This is a genomic window from Variovorax sp. BGA-UO-ETr-C22 (assembly GCF_059567965.1).
Map to the genome: position 1 here is coordinate 628428 of NZ_JCAQPA010000011.1, position 17230 is coordinate 645657.

Consider the following 17230-nt stretch of genomic DNA (forward strand, 5'->3'; position numbering starts at 1 on the left):
CGAGAGTCCCGCGATGAAAAAAGTCCTGATCGCCAACCGCGGCGAAATCGCCGTGCGCATCGCCCGCGCCTGCGCCGACCACGGCGTGCAGTCGGTCGCCGTCTACGCCGATCCCGATCTGAATGCGCTGCACGTGCGCCGGGCCGACGAGGCCTACGGCCTGGACGGCCACCGCCCCGCCGACACCTACCTCAACATTCCCAAGCTGCTGGCCATCGCCAAGCGCAGCGGCGCCGACGCCGTGCACCCCGGCTACGGCTTCCTTTCCGAAAGCGCAGCCTTCGCGCAGGCTGTGATCGACGCCGGCCTCACGTGGATCGGCCCCTCGCCTTCGGCCATCGCCACGCTGGGCGACAAGGTGCAGGCCCGCAAGCTCGCCCTGAAGGTCGGCGCGCCGCTCGTCGCGGGCACGGCCGACCCGGTGAGCAACGCGGGCGAGGTGCTCGCCTTTGCCGAACAGCACGGCCTGCCGATCGCCATCAAGGCGGCCTTCGGCGGCGGCGGGCGCGGCATCAAGGTCGCGTGGCGGCTCGACGAAGTCGAAGGCCTCTACGAATCGGCCGTGCGCGAAGCCATCACCGCCTTCGGCCGCGGCGAGTGCTACGTCGAGCAGTTCCTCGACCGCCCGCGCCACGTCGAGGCGCAGGTCATCGCCGACACGCACGGCAACGTCGTCGTGCTCGGCACGCGCGACTGCTCGCTGCAGCGGCGCAACCAGAAGCTGGTCGAAGAAGCGCCCGCGCCCTTCCTCAGCGATGTGCAGCGCGAGCGCATCCACCAATCGGCGCGCGACATCTGCGCCGCCGCCGGCTACACCGGCGCCGGCACCGTCGAGTTCATGCTGAGCGCGAGCGGCGCGATCTCCTTCCTCGAGGTCAACACGCGCCTGCAGGTCGAACACCCCGTGACCGAGGAAACCACCGGCATCGACCTCGTCATCGAACAGCTGCGCATCGCCGAAGGCCTGCCGCTGTCGGTCAAGGAGACGCCCGCACCGCGCGGCCACTCCTTCGAATTCCGCATCAACGCCGAAGACGTGGGCCGTGGCTTCCTCCCGACGCCCGGCCCCGTCCACGTGTTCGACGCCCCGTCGGGCCCGGGCGTGCGCGTCGACACCGGCGTCGACGCCGGCTCGCAGGTACCCGGCACCTTCGACTCGCTGATGGCCAAGCTCATCGTCACCGGCGCCACGCGCGCCCAGGCGATTGCACGCGCACGCCGCGCGCTGAAGGAATTCCGCATCGAAGGCCTGGCGACCGTGCTGCCGTTCCATCGCGCCGTGGTGGCGCACCCCGACTTCGTGTCGGAAGGCACCTTCAAGGTCCACACGCGTTGGATCGAGACGGACTTTGCGAATGACGAGGCTGCGGGTGTGCGGCCCGATCCGCTGCCGGACGCGTCGCTGCATCGCACGGCCATCGAGATCGATGGGCGGCGCATGTCGCTGGGGCTGCCGGCGGAGTTGCTGCGTGGGTTGGCGTCGGCGGGTGGTGCGGGTGCTGCTGCTGCGCCTGGCGTTGTTGCGAACGCCGCTGCAGCGGATGCCGCCGCCGTGACTGCGCCGGTGTCGGGCACGCTGCAAGGCTGGAAAGTCGCGGACGGCGACGAGGTCGCCGAAGGCGCGGTGATCGCGGTGATGGAGGCGATGAAGATGGAGATGCAGGTGGTTGCGCACCGCGCGGGGCGCATCGTGTTCGCTGCGGCTGCGGGGGGCTATGTGGCCGCTGGGACGGCGATCGCGCGCATTGACATTGAGTGAGTGAGGGCGGTCAAGGTCTTGCAGGCGCGGGAGAAGGCCAAGGCTGCAACGCGATCGGCAAAGTTTCCCAAATTTCTGACGCCCGCTCCCCGGGATAGAACTTGTCCCGGCATGCGGGACGCATCAGGCAGTACTGCCGAGGGTTGATGAGTTCAGGATTGGGGAACTGGGGGTGTCCCGGTGCGTACTGAGATGCATAGACCTTGATCTGATCGCCAGGCAGGAATGCCACCCAGAAGTAGCCCCCTTGAAAGCCGGTGTACCGAGGGACCTCCACCACCGTGGTGTAGAGGCCCTCGGGCTCCTTGGCATACAGCAGGTCATTGCGCCACTTGACAGTGACTTCGAGGCCAGGGTGCCAGATCGCTGGCAGGCCAATGGCGGTGGCGGTGCTCCTGCCGCCGGCATAGGTGCCGACATTGCCCGCCCATTGATCGTTCACGTAGAAGACGCCGATGGGAATGTTTGAATAATTCAGCCCTTCGACTTGCAAACCGATGCTTTCCCGCGCGACCTCTGCGGGTGACGGTTTGTTCTTGACGTCGCAGCCAGCGGTCAGTGCTCCGACACACAGCATCGCCACAAGCACGAACGCGGATGCGGCCGGCTTGCGCGAAAGTTGTGTGGAATATCGCGCCTCGTACGCCGCTGCGGTGTGAGTCCTTGTCGCATTGCGTGCGCTCATGACGAGGGCTTTGTGCAGAAGGTTGTTTTTGGTGTCTTCGAAGAAGAATCCAAAGTACAAGTCCTTGCCGCTCATGTCCACTGACCAGATCACCAAGGTCGAGGATTGGCCCGCTGATAGTTGGCAGCCTCGAGATCCCATTGCGCCCGTTGGGCGCGTTTTGCTTTCGCAATACTGACCTGCTGCTTGTTGCGTGCCTCAACGGCTTCGCGGATCACGGCATCACCGCGATTCCCGAAGTAGATCCGGCGGAATTTGGCGATTCCGAAGCCATTGAAAAAGAACTCATTAATCTTGTCGCTGCTCGCAAACCCCGCCATGGAGTCGTGCACATACTCGTTGAAGAAATTCGTGACCTGTGGCGGCACAGGCGTTTCGCTCAAGGCATCTACCAGGGTCAGCATGTCGCGCTCGGGGGCGCTGGCGTTTCGCACCTCCGCCTGATTCTCATCGCCCAGCCATTTTCGCCAACGCCTGAGCGACGGCTTCACGCCCTGCGCTGTGGCATCGACGCCTTCCTGCATGTTGTCGAGCAACGCGGTACCTCGGCCGTCTACCCTCAGGGGCCTCTCAAATACCGCGGAGATTCGACCGACCTCACTCCATGCGTAGGGGGAGTCGACCAGCGCGTCGTCGTCCCTTCGCGTCAGGAATGACGTGGCCTGCGTCCGGGCGTCCAGCTCCCGCTTGACGCCGGCTACTACGTTCATCAAGGCCTGTTGCGTGTCCAGCAGGGTGATTGAATCCTTCGTGAACATCTTGCTCTGGCTGGCGCGCACGAAGAAAGGTTGCTGCTGATACACCTGCTGTGTCATCTGCCAGCGATAGCTGAAGTAGTGCCCCATATGTTGGCGTAGCATGTCTTCAACCGGGCCGGGGCGGATGCTTGTTGCAGCGAAGTAGTCGTGCATGGCCTTCAGCGCTGCATCGCTTGGCTTCAGCGCATTGGCATCGGGTTTTTCGAGTTGGTTGAAAGTGGTCAAGGGAACGCCAGCGACCAAGGCGGCCTTGTACATGTCGAATCCGGGGACGCGCGCCAGGTCCACGGACTTTCCCTGTGCCAAGGGGTGATAGCCTCCACCCACATCGGAGTGGGCGCCAGGGTAGACATACTCCTTCGCATTGGCCGGATAGCGATGGCCGATGCGCACCGAATCCGAAGGGAAGCAACTGCGCACCTCGTGGCCCGCCACGAAATGCAAGCACTGTTCCACGGCCGGGTGAATCTGCATGTTGTCGTCGGCCCAGGACTGGCGGCCCTCCGCCATGGAGTACATGCCGGCGATCCCCACCGATGCCACGGTGTCCAGCAGCCCCATGAACTGCACGCGCAACGGAATGCCGGCGAACAGATGGACGCCGTCTTTTTCTTCGCAGATTTGGTACAGCCAATTCATGCAGGCACGGGCTTCGGCTGCACCGCGCGAAAAACCAAAAACGGAAATGTTGAGCTGTTCCACCGCGGGCTTGCGCCCTTTGATCGCGTTCTTGAGTCGGTCCTGCCAAGTCTTCCCGAGCGCTAGGCCACGCTGATACGCTGGCGAACCAAAACTCCCAAGCACCTCGGAAATGTTGCCGGCTTGTTTTTCGGGGATCAGTTCTGCGTCCGTCACGTACTGGTGTACTGCATTAAATATCTGGATCAGACCCCATACGACCCGGGCCTCGCCGTCCCAAGCAAAACCGGAGCCGAGCATGCCTCCAGTATCTTCAATCTGAGGGAAAGGTGTACCAACACCAGGGATGTAGTAGCCATAGTAGCCGGCCATACCTCGACGCCCGGACTTGGGAAACGTGTAGTAGAGCCGCACCACGTTGCTGTGCTTGCGGTCGGCCGTGGTCCCTTTTTGCTTCACACCGTTGACCTTGACCTTGGGCTCGATGTAGTCGTCCTTTTCGTTGTTGCCGGTGCCGTCGAAAAAGAGCCCTACGAAGACTTGGCCGGAGCAGGCGATTTTGGTCGGGTCGCCGGCTGCGGCACACACGGCGGCGACGCGCTGCATCACTTCTTCCTTGCTTGTCAGACGGCGCGTCCTGCCTTCAGGCTGAGATATGTCGGGATTCAGGGCAGCATCAGTCTTCGGCAAAGTGACGGTCATTGCTTCTCCTCCTTCGGCATGGTCCTGCACACGGGGTCAGAAGGCACATCGAAAGTGCAGTAGTTCCACAAAGAAGTGGGTCGAATTTCCACGCCCTCCATCGCTGGGTACTTCGGATGGCCGGGGGAGTACTTCGACACCACGATGCGTACTTTGCCCCTCGGATAGAAGTGGACCTGCAGGGCACCTTGGTTCTGATCGGTGTATTCCTCGATCGGGACTTCGAAGGTACGCGGCGGCGGCGGCGGCGGTCCGCCTTGCGAGGTGCTGTACTCCACGTTCACGGTAGCCGTCAAACCTGGGTGCCAGCGAGCAGGGAGTACGACGCAGCACGATGACTTTGCGCCTCCACCGTCTGTGTCGAGGTTGGACCCCATCGCACCATTGACCGTGAAGTTAGCGATCGAGTTCTCGATGTGATGGCTATAGCCACGCACGCTGGCTGGAATCGTCTTTTCCGCGCAAGCACCCAAGGCTATGAGCGTGGCAACCGCCAAGATGCGCATCATCGAACGTGAGATTGAGATATTCATGAGTTTCGCGGCATTCAAACTAGAAGCAGTTGCCGACGAGGTAGAAGTCATTGCAGCGGCCCTATGGGAATCGTCTTCTCGGCGCAAGCGACCGAAATGACAAGCATCAAGACGGCCAATACGAATGCGGCAGATGCTGCAATGCGGATATTCATCGGCTTCACTCACACCGCGCTTCAAACCAATTCATTGGCGAGCAACGCCTGCCCCAACTGGCCCTGTGGCCAATCCCGCGCTGCCAGCAAACGCTCCAGTGCAGGATTGCCTTGCACGTCCCCTTGAGTCAGTGCATGCGCGCAAAGGAGTGCAATCCGGTCGGCCCATGCGTCGATGCCGTGGTCGGTCGCCAGCCGATGGGTGTCAGCGGCCCAGCGATAGCACTGCAACGGCGTGGTGCCCTCGGGCATGACATCAGGCAGATGTTCGAACATGTAGTCCTGCATCGCATCGGGTTCAGCTGCGGCAATGAGGGCTCCGATCTGATCGTTCGTCAACGCAATCTGGCGCTCAGGGCCCGCGGTGACCGAACTCGCCTCACACAGTGCTGGCAAGCCGTCACGGCTCACATGAACCCATTGCTCCAAAGGCCCGACCAGAAGTGCCCACTGACCCGGGTGAAGCACGCGAGGCAGAACTGGCAGGACGCGCGTATCGGCAAAACGCAGCAGGAGCGCCTGCCCGTCTTCGGTCTGAACCCAGTGCAAGGGGTCCCACGCCATGTGCAGGTGCTGCAAGGACGATCGACAGGCGAGTACGCTCAACATGGGGCGCCCGCTGCAATGCTGCAGTGCACGTCGCAGCATGCGCTGCCCGTCCTCGTCGCGTTGCAACGGAACGAGGCGAGGGGCCACCGTTGCAAGGCCCTCCAAGGCAGCGGCTTGATAGAGATTGACCTGCCCAGGGGTGTCAGGGAACCGACGCTTGCCGTGGTCGAATGCATCGTCGATGAGCATGGCCCATTGCACGGCATCGTCGCTGCCGTGCATGCAGGCGTTCAGCTGGGCATTGAAGGCTGCGATGTCGGTTGGGTTCTGTGCAAAGACAGCATCCTTCATACGCGTACCGCCGCCAAGGCGCTGCCGGATTTCAATGCTTTCAGCAAACAAGGCACACACACGCTGCTCGGAAACTGGGGTAATGGATAGTTGCTTTGCACCGGCCCAGCCAGCTTCCGCTGCACCGAGTGATAAGTGATCTTCCCCGGACACTCGAACGTGATGTCCCCGTCCTGCAGCGTGATCGACGCGCCCTGCGCCGTCGCGATGCGGATCTTCTTCTTGGCCGCGAACTCCACCGTCTGGTCGGTGCTGGCGATCTTCAGGGCCTCCTTGGCCTGCACGCGCAACTCGTCGTGCTGCGCCTGGAAGTCCAGGTCGTCGTTGCCCGCGATGATCGACAGGCCTGTGTCTGCATCGGCCTTCTGCGCCCCGGCCAGCACCCCGATGGCCTNAGCTTGTTCGGGCGCGGCTCGCGCCGGTACTTCGGCGCCTCCTTCACTGGTGCGCGCAGCCACTTCGACACCGTGTTGCGAGACAGCCCCGTCCTGCGCGCAATCTCTCGCTCCGACAGCTTGTCCCTCGCGTGCAGCCGTCGGATCTTGCCAATCATGTCCATGGTGATCACTCCTCGAACCCCGCTGCTTAAATAAACAGCAGGGTAGGTTGAACACCTGGCTCACTTTTACTTCGGCACTACCTGCAAAACTGGCTCAGTTTCCGGTCGGCGCCAACAGCCATCGGCTTTCAGCCGGGCAGCGTGGCCACCATCCAGGAGGCAAACAGCATCAATCAACAGGCGAAGGGCTTCTATAACTTGCGAGCGCAAGAAATTCGTGCGCAATGGGCCGCGGGCATCTTCGAGAAAGACGAAACGAAGGTGCGCGATGCGCGCGGGGCCGTGGCCGACTGGAACGCCAAGAACCCGGATCAGAAAATGCAGATTCGCATTCCTGACGTCATGCGCAGGGTGCGCGAGATGCAGAAGTCAAGGAGCCAACGAATTGAGGCCACCGCTCCGAAGGCGATGAGGGGGTATTTGAGAGATCCGGGATTAGGGAGCGTCTAACTTTGACGAAGTAAGTCACCCTTTACTAGAGGCAAGGGCGGCGATTCCCCTAATAGGGGATTTCTTCGTCAAACGGCTCATTTGGGAGTAATTGTGGGCGGGCGATCGGGCGACCATCAATTACCCAACTTATCATCCACCGCTCAAGCTCTGCTAAAGAATTTCCTTTCAGCAACGGTTTCAGCCATTTCTCCCGCTCGTCCTTGGATAGCGAGGCAGCACCAAGGATTACGGACCTCCGGTCGCCAGAGCCCAATCGAAGCATATTGGCCTTGTGCTCTCTAACCCACTCGGGAGTCCCAAGCGTCAATGCTGCCTGCGCTTGGTGGCGCATCTCTTTTCCTTCTAGCACAAATTTGCGTATGCGGCGATTTGCAAGCAATAGGTTGTGGCGGGCAAAATACCATCGAAACCACATTGCGACTGCTTTGAAATCCATGCATCCCGATGAACAGAGATCTCCGAGGTCCTCGGCGTAGTCTTCACAAAACCAATCGTCGGTCACTGCATCTAGAAAAATGACAATGTCATTGATGGCAGGGGCGAAAAATTCAATATTTTCTAATAGAACTGGAGTAAGTCCATAAGCCTTTCTGGATCTGGCTCCCCGAACGATTGCCCGAATCAAGCCTAAATCCAAAACGGGGTAGGTCAGCATCTTTTTGGCTGAATCTATAAGCACTTGCTCCGTGTTCAGTTCCTCTTCATTCTTGCCGGCGCCGCTCTCATCGTCATCGTCATCGTCATCGTCATCGTCATCGTCATCGTCATCGTCATCGTCATCGTCATCGTCATCGTCATCGTCATCGTCATCGTCGCCGCCATGCATCGCATAGGGATTGACGCTCTCTAAGTCGCCGAAAATCTGAAGCCTTTCTTCTTGATAATGGTTGTTGATTTCCGATTCCAAGAATTTTTCTGAATCGATAACGTACGTCTTTTCTGAATTAAAAGTCAGTCGATGAGCGGAGTGGAGATAAACGGTCAAATCTTGAAGTAAGAGTCGAAGCGAGCTTTCTGTTCCAAATATCCTGAAGTCGTCAACATACCGAGCGTGATCGAATCCTTTGTTATGAATAAATCGATCTACGTCATCCAAGGTCGCTTCGGAAAAAACAATGCTTGCCGCCGGGCCGACGGGTATGCCTTGGGACGCCTTTGTGTTTAGTTCGGTGAGAAAATATTCGATTCGGCCGGAAAGCCCCACCGGATCGTCCGACATTCGTTGAATCGCATTTGCCAGGCGATGCAGGTATATCTTGTTGTAAAAGTCAGTTATGTCTGCGCAAAGTACATGGGTATGACTTTTGGCGTGATGTTCGCATTGATTTTTAAATACTTCATAGCCTGAGCCGTCCGCAAAAAAACTATTTGGCAAATCTCGTAAGCGGTACGAGCACGCTATTGCTCCGTCCATTCGGGCGCGTTCCACGCCAATCGCGACCTTTTTTGCCAGAGCTGTGTATACGATTGCCGCAAGAGGTTCCAGCCTATGTACGAGCCTAAATCCGCCTCGAATCTTCGGCCACGGGACTACATCGGGACTCTCGACAAGAAAGTCGTCGAGCTTTCTCTCCATGAGAATCGCCCGGATGGTCGGCCATTGGTACGAAATTGCGCGAAATTCCTCAGCTCGTGGGAAAAAGTCGGTGTCATAAAAATTCGTGATGTGAGAGATTGCAAAGTCTAAGTCCCTCTCGCTTAATAGTTTTTTTATAGCTGACATCGAAGCTCCTCAATTGTTCTGAAAGTGCTTTTTGCTTGGGCCAAATCTGAGGCGCGCACAAGGTTCTGAGCCCTCGCCTCCCTCGGAAGAAGGATAGCGCGGGCGAAAGCCCCCCTATAGGGTTCGACGAGCATCGCCAGACTCGAAATCATCGAGGGCATGCGAAATGAAACCATCGACACCTTGGCGGCCATCGGCGGCAAGGCATCCGCGACCGGAGTTGGCATGACCGGCGTCGGATGGTTCCTGTCCAACGAGTTCTTCGGTCTGGTCGGCGCGTTCGTCGCTGTCGGCGGGCTGGTGCTGGCGTGGTACTACAAGCGCGAGGCCAATCGCCGGCAACTGATCGAGCATGAGCTGCGTGTTGCGCGCCTGCGCCGTGGCATGAAGTCCGACACCGACCTGGCCGTGCTGGGGGAGGACGACTGATGCAGCGCGTCCGCATCGCCGTTGCCGTGCTGACCCTTTCCCTTGCTGGGTTCGCCGCGTGGCAAGCCAACGAAGGCGACGGCCCGATGACGGTGCGCGCAGACGGCACCGAGGTGCTGCATCCCTATGTCCCGACACAGGGCGATGTGCCGACCATCGGCCACGGCTCGACCCGCTACGAAGACGGCACGCTAGTGACACTCGCAGATCCGCCGATCACGCGCCGGCGCGCCGTCGAACTCGCCCGCAACCTGCACCGTGCCGAGGAGCGGCGCTTCGCCGCTTCTCTTCCAGACGTGGCGCTGTTCCAGGAGGAATACGACCTCTACATTGACTTCGAGGGACAGTACGGAATCGGCAACTGGCTGAAACCCAAATCGCCGCGGACTTGGCTGCTGCGCGGCGACTATCGCGGCGCGTGCGAAGCGCTGCTGACCTGGCGCTTCCAAGCCGGCCGCGACTGCCGGCTGCCGCAGAACTGGGGCCCCAAGGGTTGCAAGGGTGTCTGGGTGCGGCAGCAGGCCCGACACAGCGCGTGCCTTGCAGCGCAATAGGAGAGGGCCATGCCTGACCTGCGCAACATTGCCATCTGGTTGCTGCTGGCCCTCGCCGTTGCGGGCTGGGGCACAGGCTGCGTTGAGCGCACGCGCGCAGCCGTTGCGCGCGCCGACCTTGCAAGTGAAAAGCGCGACCGCGCGGAGGAGGTTTCGGCCCGCTATCGTGTGGCGTTGACCGATGCGCTACGCTCTTCCGAAAAGATGGCTGCGCACGCGGCCGCACAACAGGGACTCACCCATGCACTCGCTCAAGAAGCCGCTGCTCGTATTGCTGCTGAGCGCCGCAATGGCCAGCTCGCTGCTGGGCTGCGCGACGCCTTCGCGGCCTTCGCCGCCCGTGATCGCGCAGAAGCCGCAGCCCACGCCGCTGGCTCGGGAGATCCAGGAGATCGATCCGGCACCGTCGACAGCCTTTTTGGCGAAGCAGGAGAGCTACTTGCTCGATCTGCAGACCTTCAGGAGGAAGCTCGCAGCATCGTCACGCGCCGAGACAGCGAAGTGAAGGCGTTGAAGGCGCAGGTCAACGTTGACAGGGCTTTCTGCGTGCCGTAACAGCCGGCTTTGGGGCTTTCGAGACGGCAGGGCGAACGGGCACAATCGGCCACAACCGGACCTTCACAAGCCGGTTAGATTCACGCCTTATGACATCGTTATACACACCTCTCGATCGCCATCGACAGGCAGGAGGTCAAGCTTGAATGCGTTGGATCTGTTTGTCGACCGCCTGCGTGCTCAGTGGCCCGACCGGAAGGTGCCGGCCTTTGATCCTAAGGACGGCGGTTCGGCGGCCAAGGTTCTCTTCCTGCTTGAAGCACCCGGGCCGCGCGCCGTTACATCGGGCTTGATCTCTCGCAACAACCCTGATCAGACCGCCAGAGCCTTCAACGAGCTGCTTGCGGAAGCAAATATATTCCCTGCTGAGACTCTCCTCTGGAACGTTGTGCCCTGGTATATCGGCAACCCCGAACTTACGAAGATCCGGCCTGCGCGCGTGGCCGATCTCAAGCAAGCTGAGCCTCATTTGGCTGAGCTTCTCAGCCTGCTTCAAGTGTTGCGCGCTGTAGTTCTTGTGGGCCGCAAGGCTCGACACAAGAGCGTGAGGACGCTGATCGAACGCAAAGCTGGTGGCAGGATCGAAGTGTTCGAGTGCTATCACCCATCGCCCCTGGTGCTCAACGGCAGGCCACAGAACCGTACGAAGATCCTCGACGAACTGAAGAAAGTGCGCCGCGCTCTGGACAGCGAAGTTGTCGCATCTACAGCAGCGCGATTGAATTCGTCCGCGTCGGTGACCGCAACAGATGACGTCCCGATGGCCTCAGACGCCGACGAAGCGTTTTCACACAGCCTCGGCCGATAGTACCCATTCGCAATTCGCTCAGCCATCTTCCCGAGCGCGGGACTTGAAACTTCAGGCTGAAGGAAGGTCGGGCACTTCGGCCCCGTACCGCGCTGCCACGATGGCACGGCCGACAGCCAAGCAAGCCCAGACCTTGATCAAACGCAAGGCGACGGCTGCCACAGTCGAGTGCGCGATGCTTATCCCGGCGGAGAAACGCGCTCCACTGTCCGGGCTTAGTGCAGGCCCCAAGAGTGATGCTGCCGCGTGCGAGGGGCAGCGGCCTGAATGACGACCTTGCCTGCTTCGACCGTCTGGCGTGCGTAGGCAATTCCCGCATCTATCGATTCAGCCTTGGCTTTGAAGGCGCCAGGCACTCTGTGCCGATAGACGGGAATCTGAACGCTGTCGCCATATTCCATTACCTTTTCGAACTGGGCCCAAGACCACCAACCACCCTCGCGTTCGTCTATCGAGATGGTGATGAGGTAATCGCCGAGCTCCAAGAAGCCCTCAAACTCTACGCAACCCATTCCAGCACTCCGCTGTTGCATGTTGTCGTGATCTTCTGGGGCGGGTAAGTTCTGTGCAACTAGTGGAATTGATAGTTGCGTCTTAGGTGTGCGGTGTGAAGGGCCCAAGAAAAAGCCCGCACGAAGGCGGGCAAGGACGGCCCGGGGAGGAGGAGGGAGATACATGGGCCGCCGAGGTCAGTCTAGTGGCCGATCTGCGCGATCAGCGCTTTGAGGCAATGTGTTGCATTCACCGCCCTTGGGCGATGAGGCGCGCCAAGCGCTGCACAGTCTCCTCTGCTAACTCGTGCAGCTCGGCAGAGCACGCGAGCATCAGATTCATCGCGAGGCCGAAGTCTTCGACAGCTAGGCCGTCAGGGTCGCGTAGCACGCCGACGGTCTCGCATTGCACAAGGCTGAGCGCGCGGCGCGCTGGGGCGGCCCGATCCAGCCCTGACCTCAATGCATACGAAGCGCGCCTGGACGTGCTGGCCGGCCGGGGCCGTACTATTTCTGCTGAGCTTGGCCGGGTGCGCGAGCAGTACCACGCTTACGCCGTCCGTGATCGCGAGCAGACCGCAACCGACCCCGCTGCCTGCATCCGTATTGCGGATCGATCCGCAGTCCTCGCAGGTGTGGCTGCGCGAGGTCGAGAGCTACTTGAACGAGGTCGACTTGTTGTTGAGCAGCGAGACGCCGAAGTAGGTCTTCTGCAGGGAGTAGTTGCAAACGATCGTGCGTTGCTGATCTCGAGACACCATTAGAAGTAGGCATCCGATTGAGCTTGGGAGACCCATGACCTCCTCTTTTCGAAATCTGGTGGTCAAAAGTTCAGCGAGGTTCTATGCTCCGACCCAAGAGGGTAGTTCTTTTTATTACACCGGAGGAGCGATGCGCAATAGATTGTTGGTTTTGGTGCTGTTGTCTTTTTTCTTTACGGGCTGCTCGCTATTGCGAGAGCGTGAGGAGAAGCGTAAAGATGAAGCGGTTGCAGAAAAAGATAGAGCTATCGCGCAGGAGATAGAGCGAAAAAATTCATACGGTTATCATCCAATTGATCCGTTGCCTGTAAGAATAGAAAACGAAACAAAATTTCCCCTTCAAAATAACACTCCAATTCTAGATGCATTGCCAGATGAAACCATGAGGATGGCAATCGGAACGGTTTCTGAAGGAGGTGTGATAAGTTTTGGGCCGGCAAAGGTAGGAAAGAAAGATCAGAACTATGTGGTTGTTCTTGACTATATAAAATTCGATACCCAATCCGTGAAGGTTCCCGCTTCAATAACTGGGAGGGAGCAAATTCTTCCCATTTATATCGGAGTTGGCTTGCGTCTCACCGCGAATATCTTGGTCAATGAGACAGGGGTGGATCTTGCAAACTTATATGCTGTAAGTGCTGCTGTTGAGTCAAAGCGGGTAACAGGAACTCTGATAGTGCAAACGCTTGGAATAAGTGGTGAAGGCGTTTCAAGCATCATTCCGATTCCGAGTGAAATCAATTCAACGACCATTCAGAACGCACTAATGGCTCTCGGATCAATCAAATCAAAAATATACGATGCGAGAACTCGAATAAGTCCCAGGGTAGTTGGGATTTCAAATACGACTGTTGATGGCTCCGAGAGGTTGCTCCTAGTAACTCAGGCGTTGTTGGACAAGCGCCCGTTCATCACTGTTCGAAATGAGCTTCCCCCAGAGCCGCCGACAAAAAAGTGAAAAGTGGAGCGCTCTAAACTTCTCTAACGCGCGATAAAGGGAACTCTAAACTAGAGATAGCTCAAGGCGCTTTCCCAGAGCCTGTAGAGCCGCAGCGACTGTGTCGATCTTCGTTGCATGATGCAAGTCGAGAATGCGCGTTACTTCCTGCGGCTTCGCATCCATTCGGCGCGCCAGCTCAATTGGTCGCGCACCTTGGGCAATCATTTCATTCAGCAAAAGAACCTTTGCTGAAACGCTTGCGGGAAGATCGATTCCGATCTGTCCACGCTTCAACGGAGAAGGCAACGGCACAGCGCGCCGGTCTTCAAAGTAGAAGTCCATGGCGGTAGTCAAAGCATCCACCGCTAATTCAAGAACTCCAGACCGGGTTTTTGCACCCGTCAAAGCTTCTGGTATGTCGGGAAACGACATCGTAAAACCGTCACCATCCCGCGCGATTGTTGCGGGGTAACTAAACATTCATTTCACCTTTACTTCACACCCAGTTGTCGAAGGATGAGCTTTCGGAGTCCGACGCCCAATTCTTCGGTGGTGTGGCGTGGAAGAGTTGCTTGTTTATCGTTTAAATAGACTTTTGTATGTCGTTTGCCTTCAATGAAGGTGGCGCCGAGCGTGCGGAGATACCGCTTGAATTCTGAGGTTCGCATAACTCATCCGTTTCAAAAATCGTGTTTGTTGCGGGTGCATGGACTCTTTCCTTTGTTTACGCAAAATTGCGTTAATTGACGTTTCCCACCTCATAGGGCACGAGACGAGACACTGCGTAGGGGATTCGGATCCCTGCGCACTGTCCAGTTTGGACTATAAACAAAAATGTTGATTTCGGCAACGGCGTTACCGCGCTACGTCGGAGCGCGCGGCTTCGTATTCGCTGCGCATGTCCAGAAGGACATGGGCAAGCTGCTCTGATGGCTACTTCCGCTGGTCCAGCAGCAGGACGGCCAGCGCCTGGATGGCTTCGGCTGCGGTCGGCACCACGGCCGCCGAGCAAGCGAGCATGAGGTTCAGCGGGAGGCCGAAGTCCTCGACAACCATGCCTGATGCATCACGCATTGCGCCGCGAGCGTCAGGGGTCGATGCCACCCGGTAGTGCAAGCGCAGCAAGTAAGCTAGGCGCTTCGCGTGTGCGACATCGATCGTACTGCCCAGGTAAGGAACCGCATCATGTCCGATACAGCCCACCTCAATCAGCTATCTGCCCTCCAGCAGAAGGTGGATCAGTTCGCCACGGAACGCGACTGGGAGAAATTCCACACACCGAAAAACCTCAGCATGGCGTTGGCTGTCGAGGCATCCGAGCTCATGGAGATCTTCCAATGGCGAGATGGGCAGGAGAGCGTGTCAAGCCTGCCTGAGAAGACGCGCGAAGCCATCAGTCATGAAGTGGCCGATGTGTTCATCTACCTGCTCCGGCTTTGCTCGGTGACCGGTATCGATCTGCTTGCGGCGGCTGAGGAAAAGCTGGCACAAAACGCGCAAAAATATCCCGCCGATCTGGTGAGAGGCAAGTCCAAAAAGTACTCGGAGTACTGAGCACGCATGCGACAGCTATACATTTTTACCGCCGGCGATGCCGATGCGCGAGAGCATCTCAACGATTCCATTCGAAACCCACAGCCAAGCTCACTTCTTGATGCGCACCTGACGGCAGAGCAGGTCGACTACCTGAGGTCGCTGCTGCCGGACCCGCAGAATTTCTATGCGTGGGGTGCGGTGCCTGGCGAGCGCAACATTCCCATGTGGAATCAGATGCAGGACGGCGACATCGTCCTCACCGTGTTCGACAACCGCTATCGGTACGTTTCTTCTGTGATCGCAAAGATCCACAACGCGGATCTCGCGCGTGCGATTTGGGGCCAGACGCCGGAGGGGAAGACTTGGGAGTACATGTACATCCTGACTCAGCCGCGAGCTGTCGACGTGCATGTCACCAGCAAGCCAGTCATCGACTATCTCAACAATGGCTATCGTGGGTTTTCCAGGATCGGGGACGAGCGCCTTGCAAAAATTCGCGGCACGTACGGGAACCTGGAAAACTTCGTCGAAGAGGCTTTCTCGACTGTTGTTCCTCCATCGGCTGACGAGCAAGATCTGGTGGCCGCAGAAGCCACAGTCGATCCCACTGTTTTTGACTCGGAAAACTTGGTCGATGGACGCAAGAAGGTACTGGCGGAGGTTGTCCGCCGCCGCGGTCAGCCGAAGTTCAGGAAGGACCTGATCAAAGCCTACGATGGAAAGTGCGCGGTGACGGGCTGCGAGATCGAGGCGGTGCTCGAGGCCGCCCACATCATTCCCTACATGGATGGCGATACCAACCATGTGGTCAACGGACTGCTGCTTCGAGCCGACGTCCACACCCTGTTTGACCTTGGACTGCTCAAGATCGATGCGACGGGCCGCATTCATATTGCTGATCCACTGTTCGGATCGATCTATGAGCCGTATGGAGGCAAGAGGATCCGCTTCCCCAGTCAGCTGGGCGAGCGCCCAGATCCGGGGGCCTTAGCCAAGAAGTTCAGTCAGCAAGTTTGAAGCCTGTGCGTCGGAGGCCGGCGCCCAAAAAAAACCGCCCGGAGACGGCGAGCTCCGAACAAGGTGCCGCAGATCATCCTGTATGGGCGGTGGTAGCGGGCCGGGATGTCGCCGTGGATATAGTCGTGCTGAACAAGCACTCAGCAAGGCACCATGGATCTCTCGCTCCTCAGCTTCATCGTCGGCACAATCATCGCGCTCGTCGGCCTTTCAATACCTATCGCCGCCCTTGAGGAGAGCAAGCGCGACAACCTGGTTCGTTTCTGGAAGCGATGGATAAAGACCGTCTTCTTGATCGTGCTTGTAGTCAACTCCACCGTCGGTATTTGGCTGTTCTGGCATTCCACTGGTACGCCTACGCGAGGTGAAGTTCTGGCCCTGTTGATGCACATATTCAACTTGTTCGGAGTGCCGTTCATTCTGTTCATGACAGCGATGGACAACGTGCTCGACGTGCGGAATGCAAAGAGGAGCGAGCTGGAGGAGAAGGTCAGGAACCTCGAGCTTCAGGTCCAAGCATTGACCTCGTTCAAAGCACTCCCTTCTGCGGCGACAAGCGTCAGCAAGCCAATCTGATTCCGACATCGGATCGCAGATCAACGAGTGCCCATGAAAAAGCCGCCTCAAGGGCGGCTGTGCGAGATCAGCTTCGAGTTGTTCGACACCGGGCCCGTCGAGGCCTGTGCTACCCGCGCTGCCGCCACGGACCCGGGCAGCGAGACTTCCATGGGCCGGACGCCTTCAGGTGGAGCGTTTGGGCGCGGGCCGCGTGCTGACGCTCCACGAACTCCGCGGGCTCGAACTTCAGGATGACGTGGGCGATCTGTGCCATGTGCTTCGGGTCGACGTTGCGCGCGAGCGGATAGAGCTCGTAGCAGATCATGGTCAGCCAGTCGCCATCGACTGCGCCGTTGCACAGGTCATAGAACTCGTCCATGAACTCGTGCCACCAAGCCTCCTCATCGTCCAGGGTTTGGCCTGCAATCACGATGGGGCTAGCGGGCTTCCACATGGGCGCATGCTACTTCGCGACCCGCGGCGATGACGGCAAGCTCGTGTGGAGCTTCACGAGCCGCATCGACCCAAAGGCCGGGGTGAAGGTCTACTTCTTCGTCCAAGGCTTGGCCAACCGCCGTGCGGACGAGACGCGGTACTGTCTTGGGAACCTGGAATGAGCCCCATCATCTGGGCGATGCTGGTGCGTTGGTGGAAGTGGTGACGTTCATTTTCCTTACGCAACAAAAAATCGATGCGCGCCGTGCGCTTTTCGTTC

The 17230-nt window shown here is 58.8% G+C and carries 22 protein-coding genes and 1 pseudogene; 11 read left to right on the forward strand and 12 right to left on the reverse strand.

Annotated features, from left to right (window positions below; genetic code table 11):
• The first annotated feature begins 13 nt into the window (after positions 1-13).
• Positions 14-1759 (forward strand): acetyl/propionyl/methylcrotonyl-CoA carboxylase subunit alpha, encoded by a 1746-nt coding sequence (locus AC57B8_RS22815; RefSeq protein ID WP_496480839.1) that lies wholly within the window; start codon positions 14-16, stop codon positions 1757-1759.
• A 10-nt stretch (positions 1760-1769) separates the two neighbouring features.
• Here the strand turns inward: AC57B8_RS22815 and AC57B8_RS22820 are convergent, their stop codons facing one another.
• From AC57B8_RS22820 to AC57B8_RS22845, 6 genes and pseudogenes are all read right to left on the reverse strand, one after another.
• The gene (locus AC57B8_RS22820; RefSeq protein ID WP_492741871.1) at positions 1770-2519 is read right to left on the reverse strand and encodes a DUF3304 domain-containing protein; all 750 of its coding nucleotides are present in this window, start codon (positions 2517-2519) and stop codon (positions 1770-1772) included.
• A gap of 14 nt (positions 2520-2533) precedes the next feature.
• Positions 2534-4543 (reverse strand): T6SS phospholipase effector Tle1-like catalytic domain-containing protein, encoded by a 2010-nt coding sequence (locus tag AC57B8_RS22825; protein WP_496480840.1) that lies wholly within the window; start codon positions 4541-4543, stop codon positions 2534-2536.
• Positions 4540-5244 (reverse strand): DUF3304 domain-containing protein, encoded by a 705-nt coding sequence (locus tag AC57B8_RS22830; RefSeq protein WP_492741869.1) that lies wholly within the window; start codon positions 5242-5244, stop codon positions 4540-4542. The genes AC57B8_RS22825 and AC57B8_RS22830 overlap by 4 nt, the downstream gene beginning before the upstream one ends.
• An 8-nt stretch (positions 5245-5252) precedes the next feature.
• Entirely contained in the window at positions 5253-6182 is a 930-nt protein-coding gene (locus tag AC57B8_RS22835; RefSeq protein ID WP_496480841.1) for a DUF4123 domain-containing protein, read from the reverse strand.
• Complete coding sequence (locus AC57B8_RS22840) at positions 6128-6589, reverse strand: DUF2345 domain-containing protein (RefSeq protein ID WP_496480842.1); 462 nt, start codon at positions 6587-6589, stop codon at positions 6128-6130. The genes AC57B8_RS22835 and AC57B8_RS22840 overlap by 55 nt, the downstream gene beginning before the upstream one ends.
• Positions 6529-6690, reverse strand: a pseudogene (locus AC57B8_RS22845) (helix-turn-helix domain-containing protein); the annotation flags it as partial. The pseudogene AC57B8_RS22845 and the gene AC57B8_RS22840, both read right to left, overlap by 61 nt.
• A gap of 141 nt (positions 6691-6831) precedes the next feature.
• On the opposite strand from AC57B8_RS22845, the gene AC57B8_RS22850 reads away from it, so the two are divergent.
• A complete protein-coding gene (locus tag AC57B8_RS22850) occupies positions 6832-7140 on the forward strand; it encodes a hypothetical protein (protein ID WP_496480843.1) in 309 nt (102 codons plus the stop codon).
• A 49-nt stretch (positions 7141-7189) separates the two neighbouring features.
• Here AC57B8_RS22850 and AC57B8_RS22855 read toward each other — a convergent pair whose 3' ends face one another.
• On the reverse strand, positions 7190-8866 hold the full coding sequence (locus tag AC57B8_RS22855; protein WP_496480844.1) for an RNA-directed DNA polymerase: 1677 nt from the start codon (positions 8864-8866) through the stop codon (positions 7190-7192).
• Between the two features lie 159 nt (positions 8867-9025).
• On the opposite strand from AC57B8_RS22855, the gene AC57B8_RS22860 reads away from it, so the two are divergent.
• The 4 genes from AC57B8_RS22860 (at position 9026) to AC57B8_RS22875 (ending at position 11212) form a co-directional block, all read left to right on the forward strand.
• Entirely contained in the window at positions 9026-9295 is a 270-nt protein-coding gene (locus AC57B8_RS22860) for a holin (RefSeq protein ID WP_496480845.1), read from the forward strand.
• Positions 9295-9849 (forward strand): glycoside hydrolase family protein, encoded by a 555-nt coding sequence (locus AC57B8_RS22865; RefSeq protein ID WP_496480846.1) that lies wholly within the window; start codon positions 9295-9297, stop codon positions 9847-9849. Before AC57B8_RS22860 ends, AC57B8_RS22865 begins: the two co-directional genes overlap by 1 nt.
• Before the next feature lie 9 nt (positions 9850-9858).
• On the forward strand, positions 9859-10404 hold the full coding sequence (locus AC57B8_RS22870) for a hypothetical protein (protein WP_496480847.1): 546 nt from the start codon (positions 9859-9861) through the stop codon (positions 10402-10404).
• A gap of 142 nt (positions 10405-10546) precedes the next feature.
• Entirely contained in the window at positions 10547-11212 is a 666-nt protein-coding gene (locus AC57B8_RS22875) for a uracil-DNA glycosylase (protein WP_496480848.1), read from the forward strand.
• 215 nt (positions 11213-11427) lie between these two features.
• Here AC57B8_RS22875 and AC57B8_RS22880 read toward each other — a convergent pair whose 3' ends face one another.
• Positions 11428-11745, reverse strand: a complete 318-nt coding sequence (locus AC57B8_RS22880) for a hypothetical protein (protein WP_496480849.1) — start codon at positions 11743-11745, stop codon at positions 11428-11430.
• A gap of 753 nt (positions 11746-12498) precedes the next feature.
• On the opposite strand from AC57B8_RS22880, the gene AC57B8_RS22885 reads away from it, so the two are divergent.
• Positions 12499-13422, forward strand: coding sequence for a hypothetical protein (locus AC57B8_RS22885; RefSeq protein WP_496480850.1), 924 nt, complete (start codon positions 12499-12501; stop codon positions 13420-13422).
• A 45-nt stretch (positions 13423-13467) separates the two neighbouring features.
• Here the strand turns inward: AC57B8_RS22885 and AC57B8_RS22890 are convergent, their stop codons facing one another.
• The 3 genes from AC57B8_RS22890 to AC57B8_RS22900 form a co-directional block, all read right to left on the reverse strand.
• Complete coding sequence (locus AC57B8_RS22890) at positions 13468-13884, reverse strand: type II toxin-antitoxin system HicB family antitoxin (protein ID WP_496480851.1); 417 nt, start codon at positions 13882-13884, stop codon at positions 13468-13470.
• 11 nt (positions 13885-13895) lie between these two features.
• Complete coding sequence (locus AC57B8_RS22895; protein WP_496480852.1) at positions 13896-14072, reverse strand: type II toxin-antitoxin system HicA family toxin; 177 nt, start codon at positions 14070-14072, stop codon at positions 13896-13898.
• Between the two features lie 265 nt (positions 14073-14337).
• The gene (locus AC57B8_RS22900; protein ID WP_496480853.1) at positions 14338-14478 is read right to left on the reverse strand and encodes a hypothetical protein; all 141 of its coding nucleotides are present in this window, start codon (positions 14476-14478) and stop codon (positions 14338-14340) included.
• Positions 14479-14589: 111 nt separating this feature from the next.
• Here AC57B8_RS22900 and AC57B8_RS22905 point away from each other — a divergent pair, with 111 nt between their 5' ends.
• From AC57B8_RS22905 to AC57B8_RS22915, 3 genes are all read left to right on the forward strand, one after another.
• The gene (locus tag AC57B8_RS22905) at positions 14590-14958 is read left to right on the forward strand and encodes a nucleotide pyrophosphohydrolase (RefSeq protein ID WP_496480854.1); all 369 of its coding nucleotides are present in this window, start codon (positions 14590-14592) and stop codon (positions 14956-14958) included.
• A gap of 6 nt (positions 14959-14964) precedes the next feature.
• Positions 14965-15957 carry an HNH endonuclease gene (locus tag AC57B8_RS22910; protein WP_496480855.1) on the forward strand — a complete coding sequence of 331 codons (993 nt, stop codon included), beginning with the start codon at positions 14965-14967 and terminating at the stop codon, positions 15955-15957.
• A 153-nt stretch (positions 15958-16110) separates the two neighbouring features.
• The gene (locus tag AC57B8_RS22915; protein WP_496480856.1) at positions 16111-16533 is read left to right on the forward strand and encodes a hypothetical protein; all 423 of its coding nucleotides are present in this window, start codon (positions 16111-16113) and stop codon (positions 16531-16533) included.
• Positions 16534-16642: 109 nt separating this feature from the next.
• Here the strand turns inward: AC57B8_RS22915 and AC57B8_RS22920 are convergent, their stop codons facing one another.
• Positions 16643-16969 (reverse strand): hypothetical protein, encoded by a 327-nt coding sequence (locus AC57B8_RS22920; protein WP_495303782.1) that lies wholly within the window; start codon positions 16967-16969, stop codon positions 16643-16645.
• Between AC57B8_RS22920 and AC57B8_RS22925 the strand changes: the two genes are divergently transcribed.
• Entirely contained in the window at positions 16968-17132 is a 165-nt protein-coding gene (locus AC57B8_RS22925) for a hypothetical protein (protein WP_496480857.1), read from the forward strand. The two genes, AC57B8_RS22920 and AC57B8_RS22925, sit on opposite strands and share 2 nt — an antisense overlap.
• Positions 17133-17230: the final 98 nt, after the last annotated feature.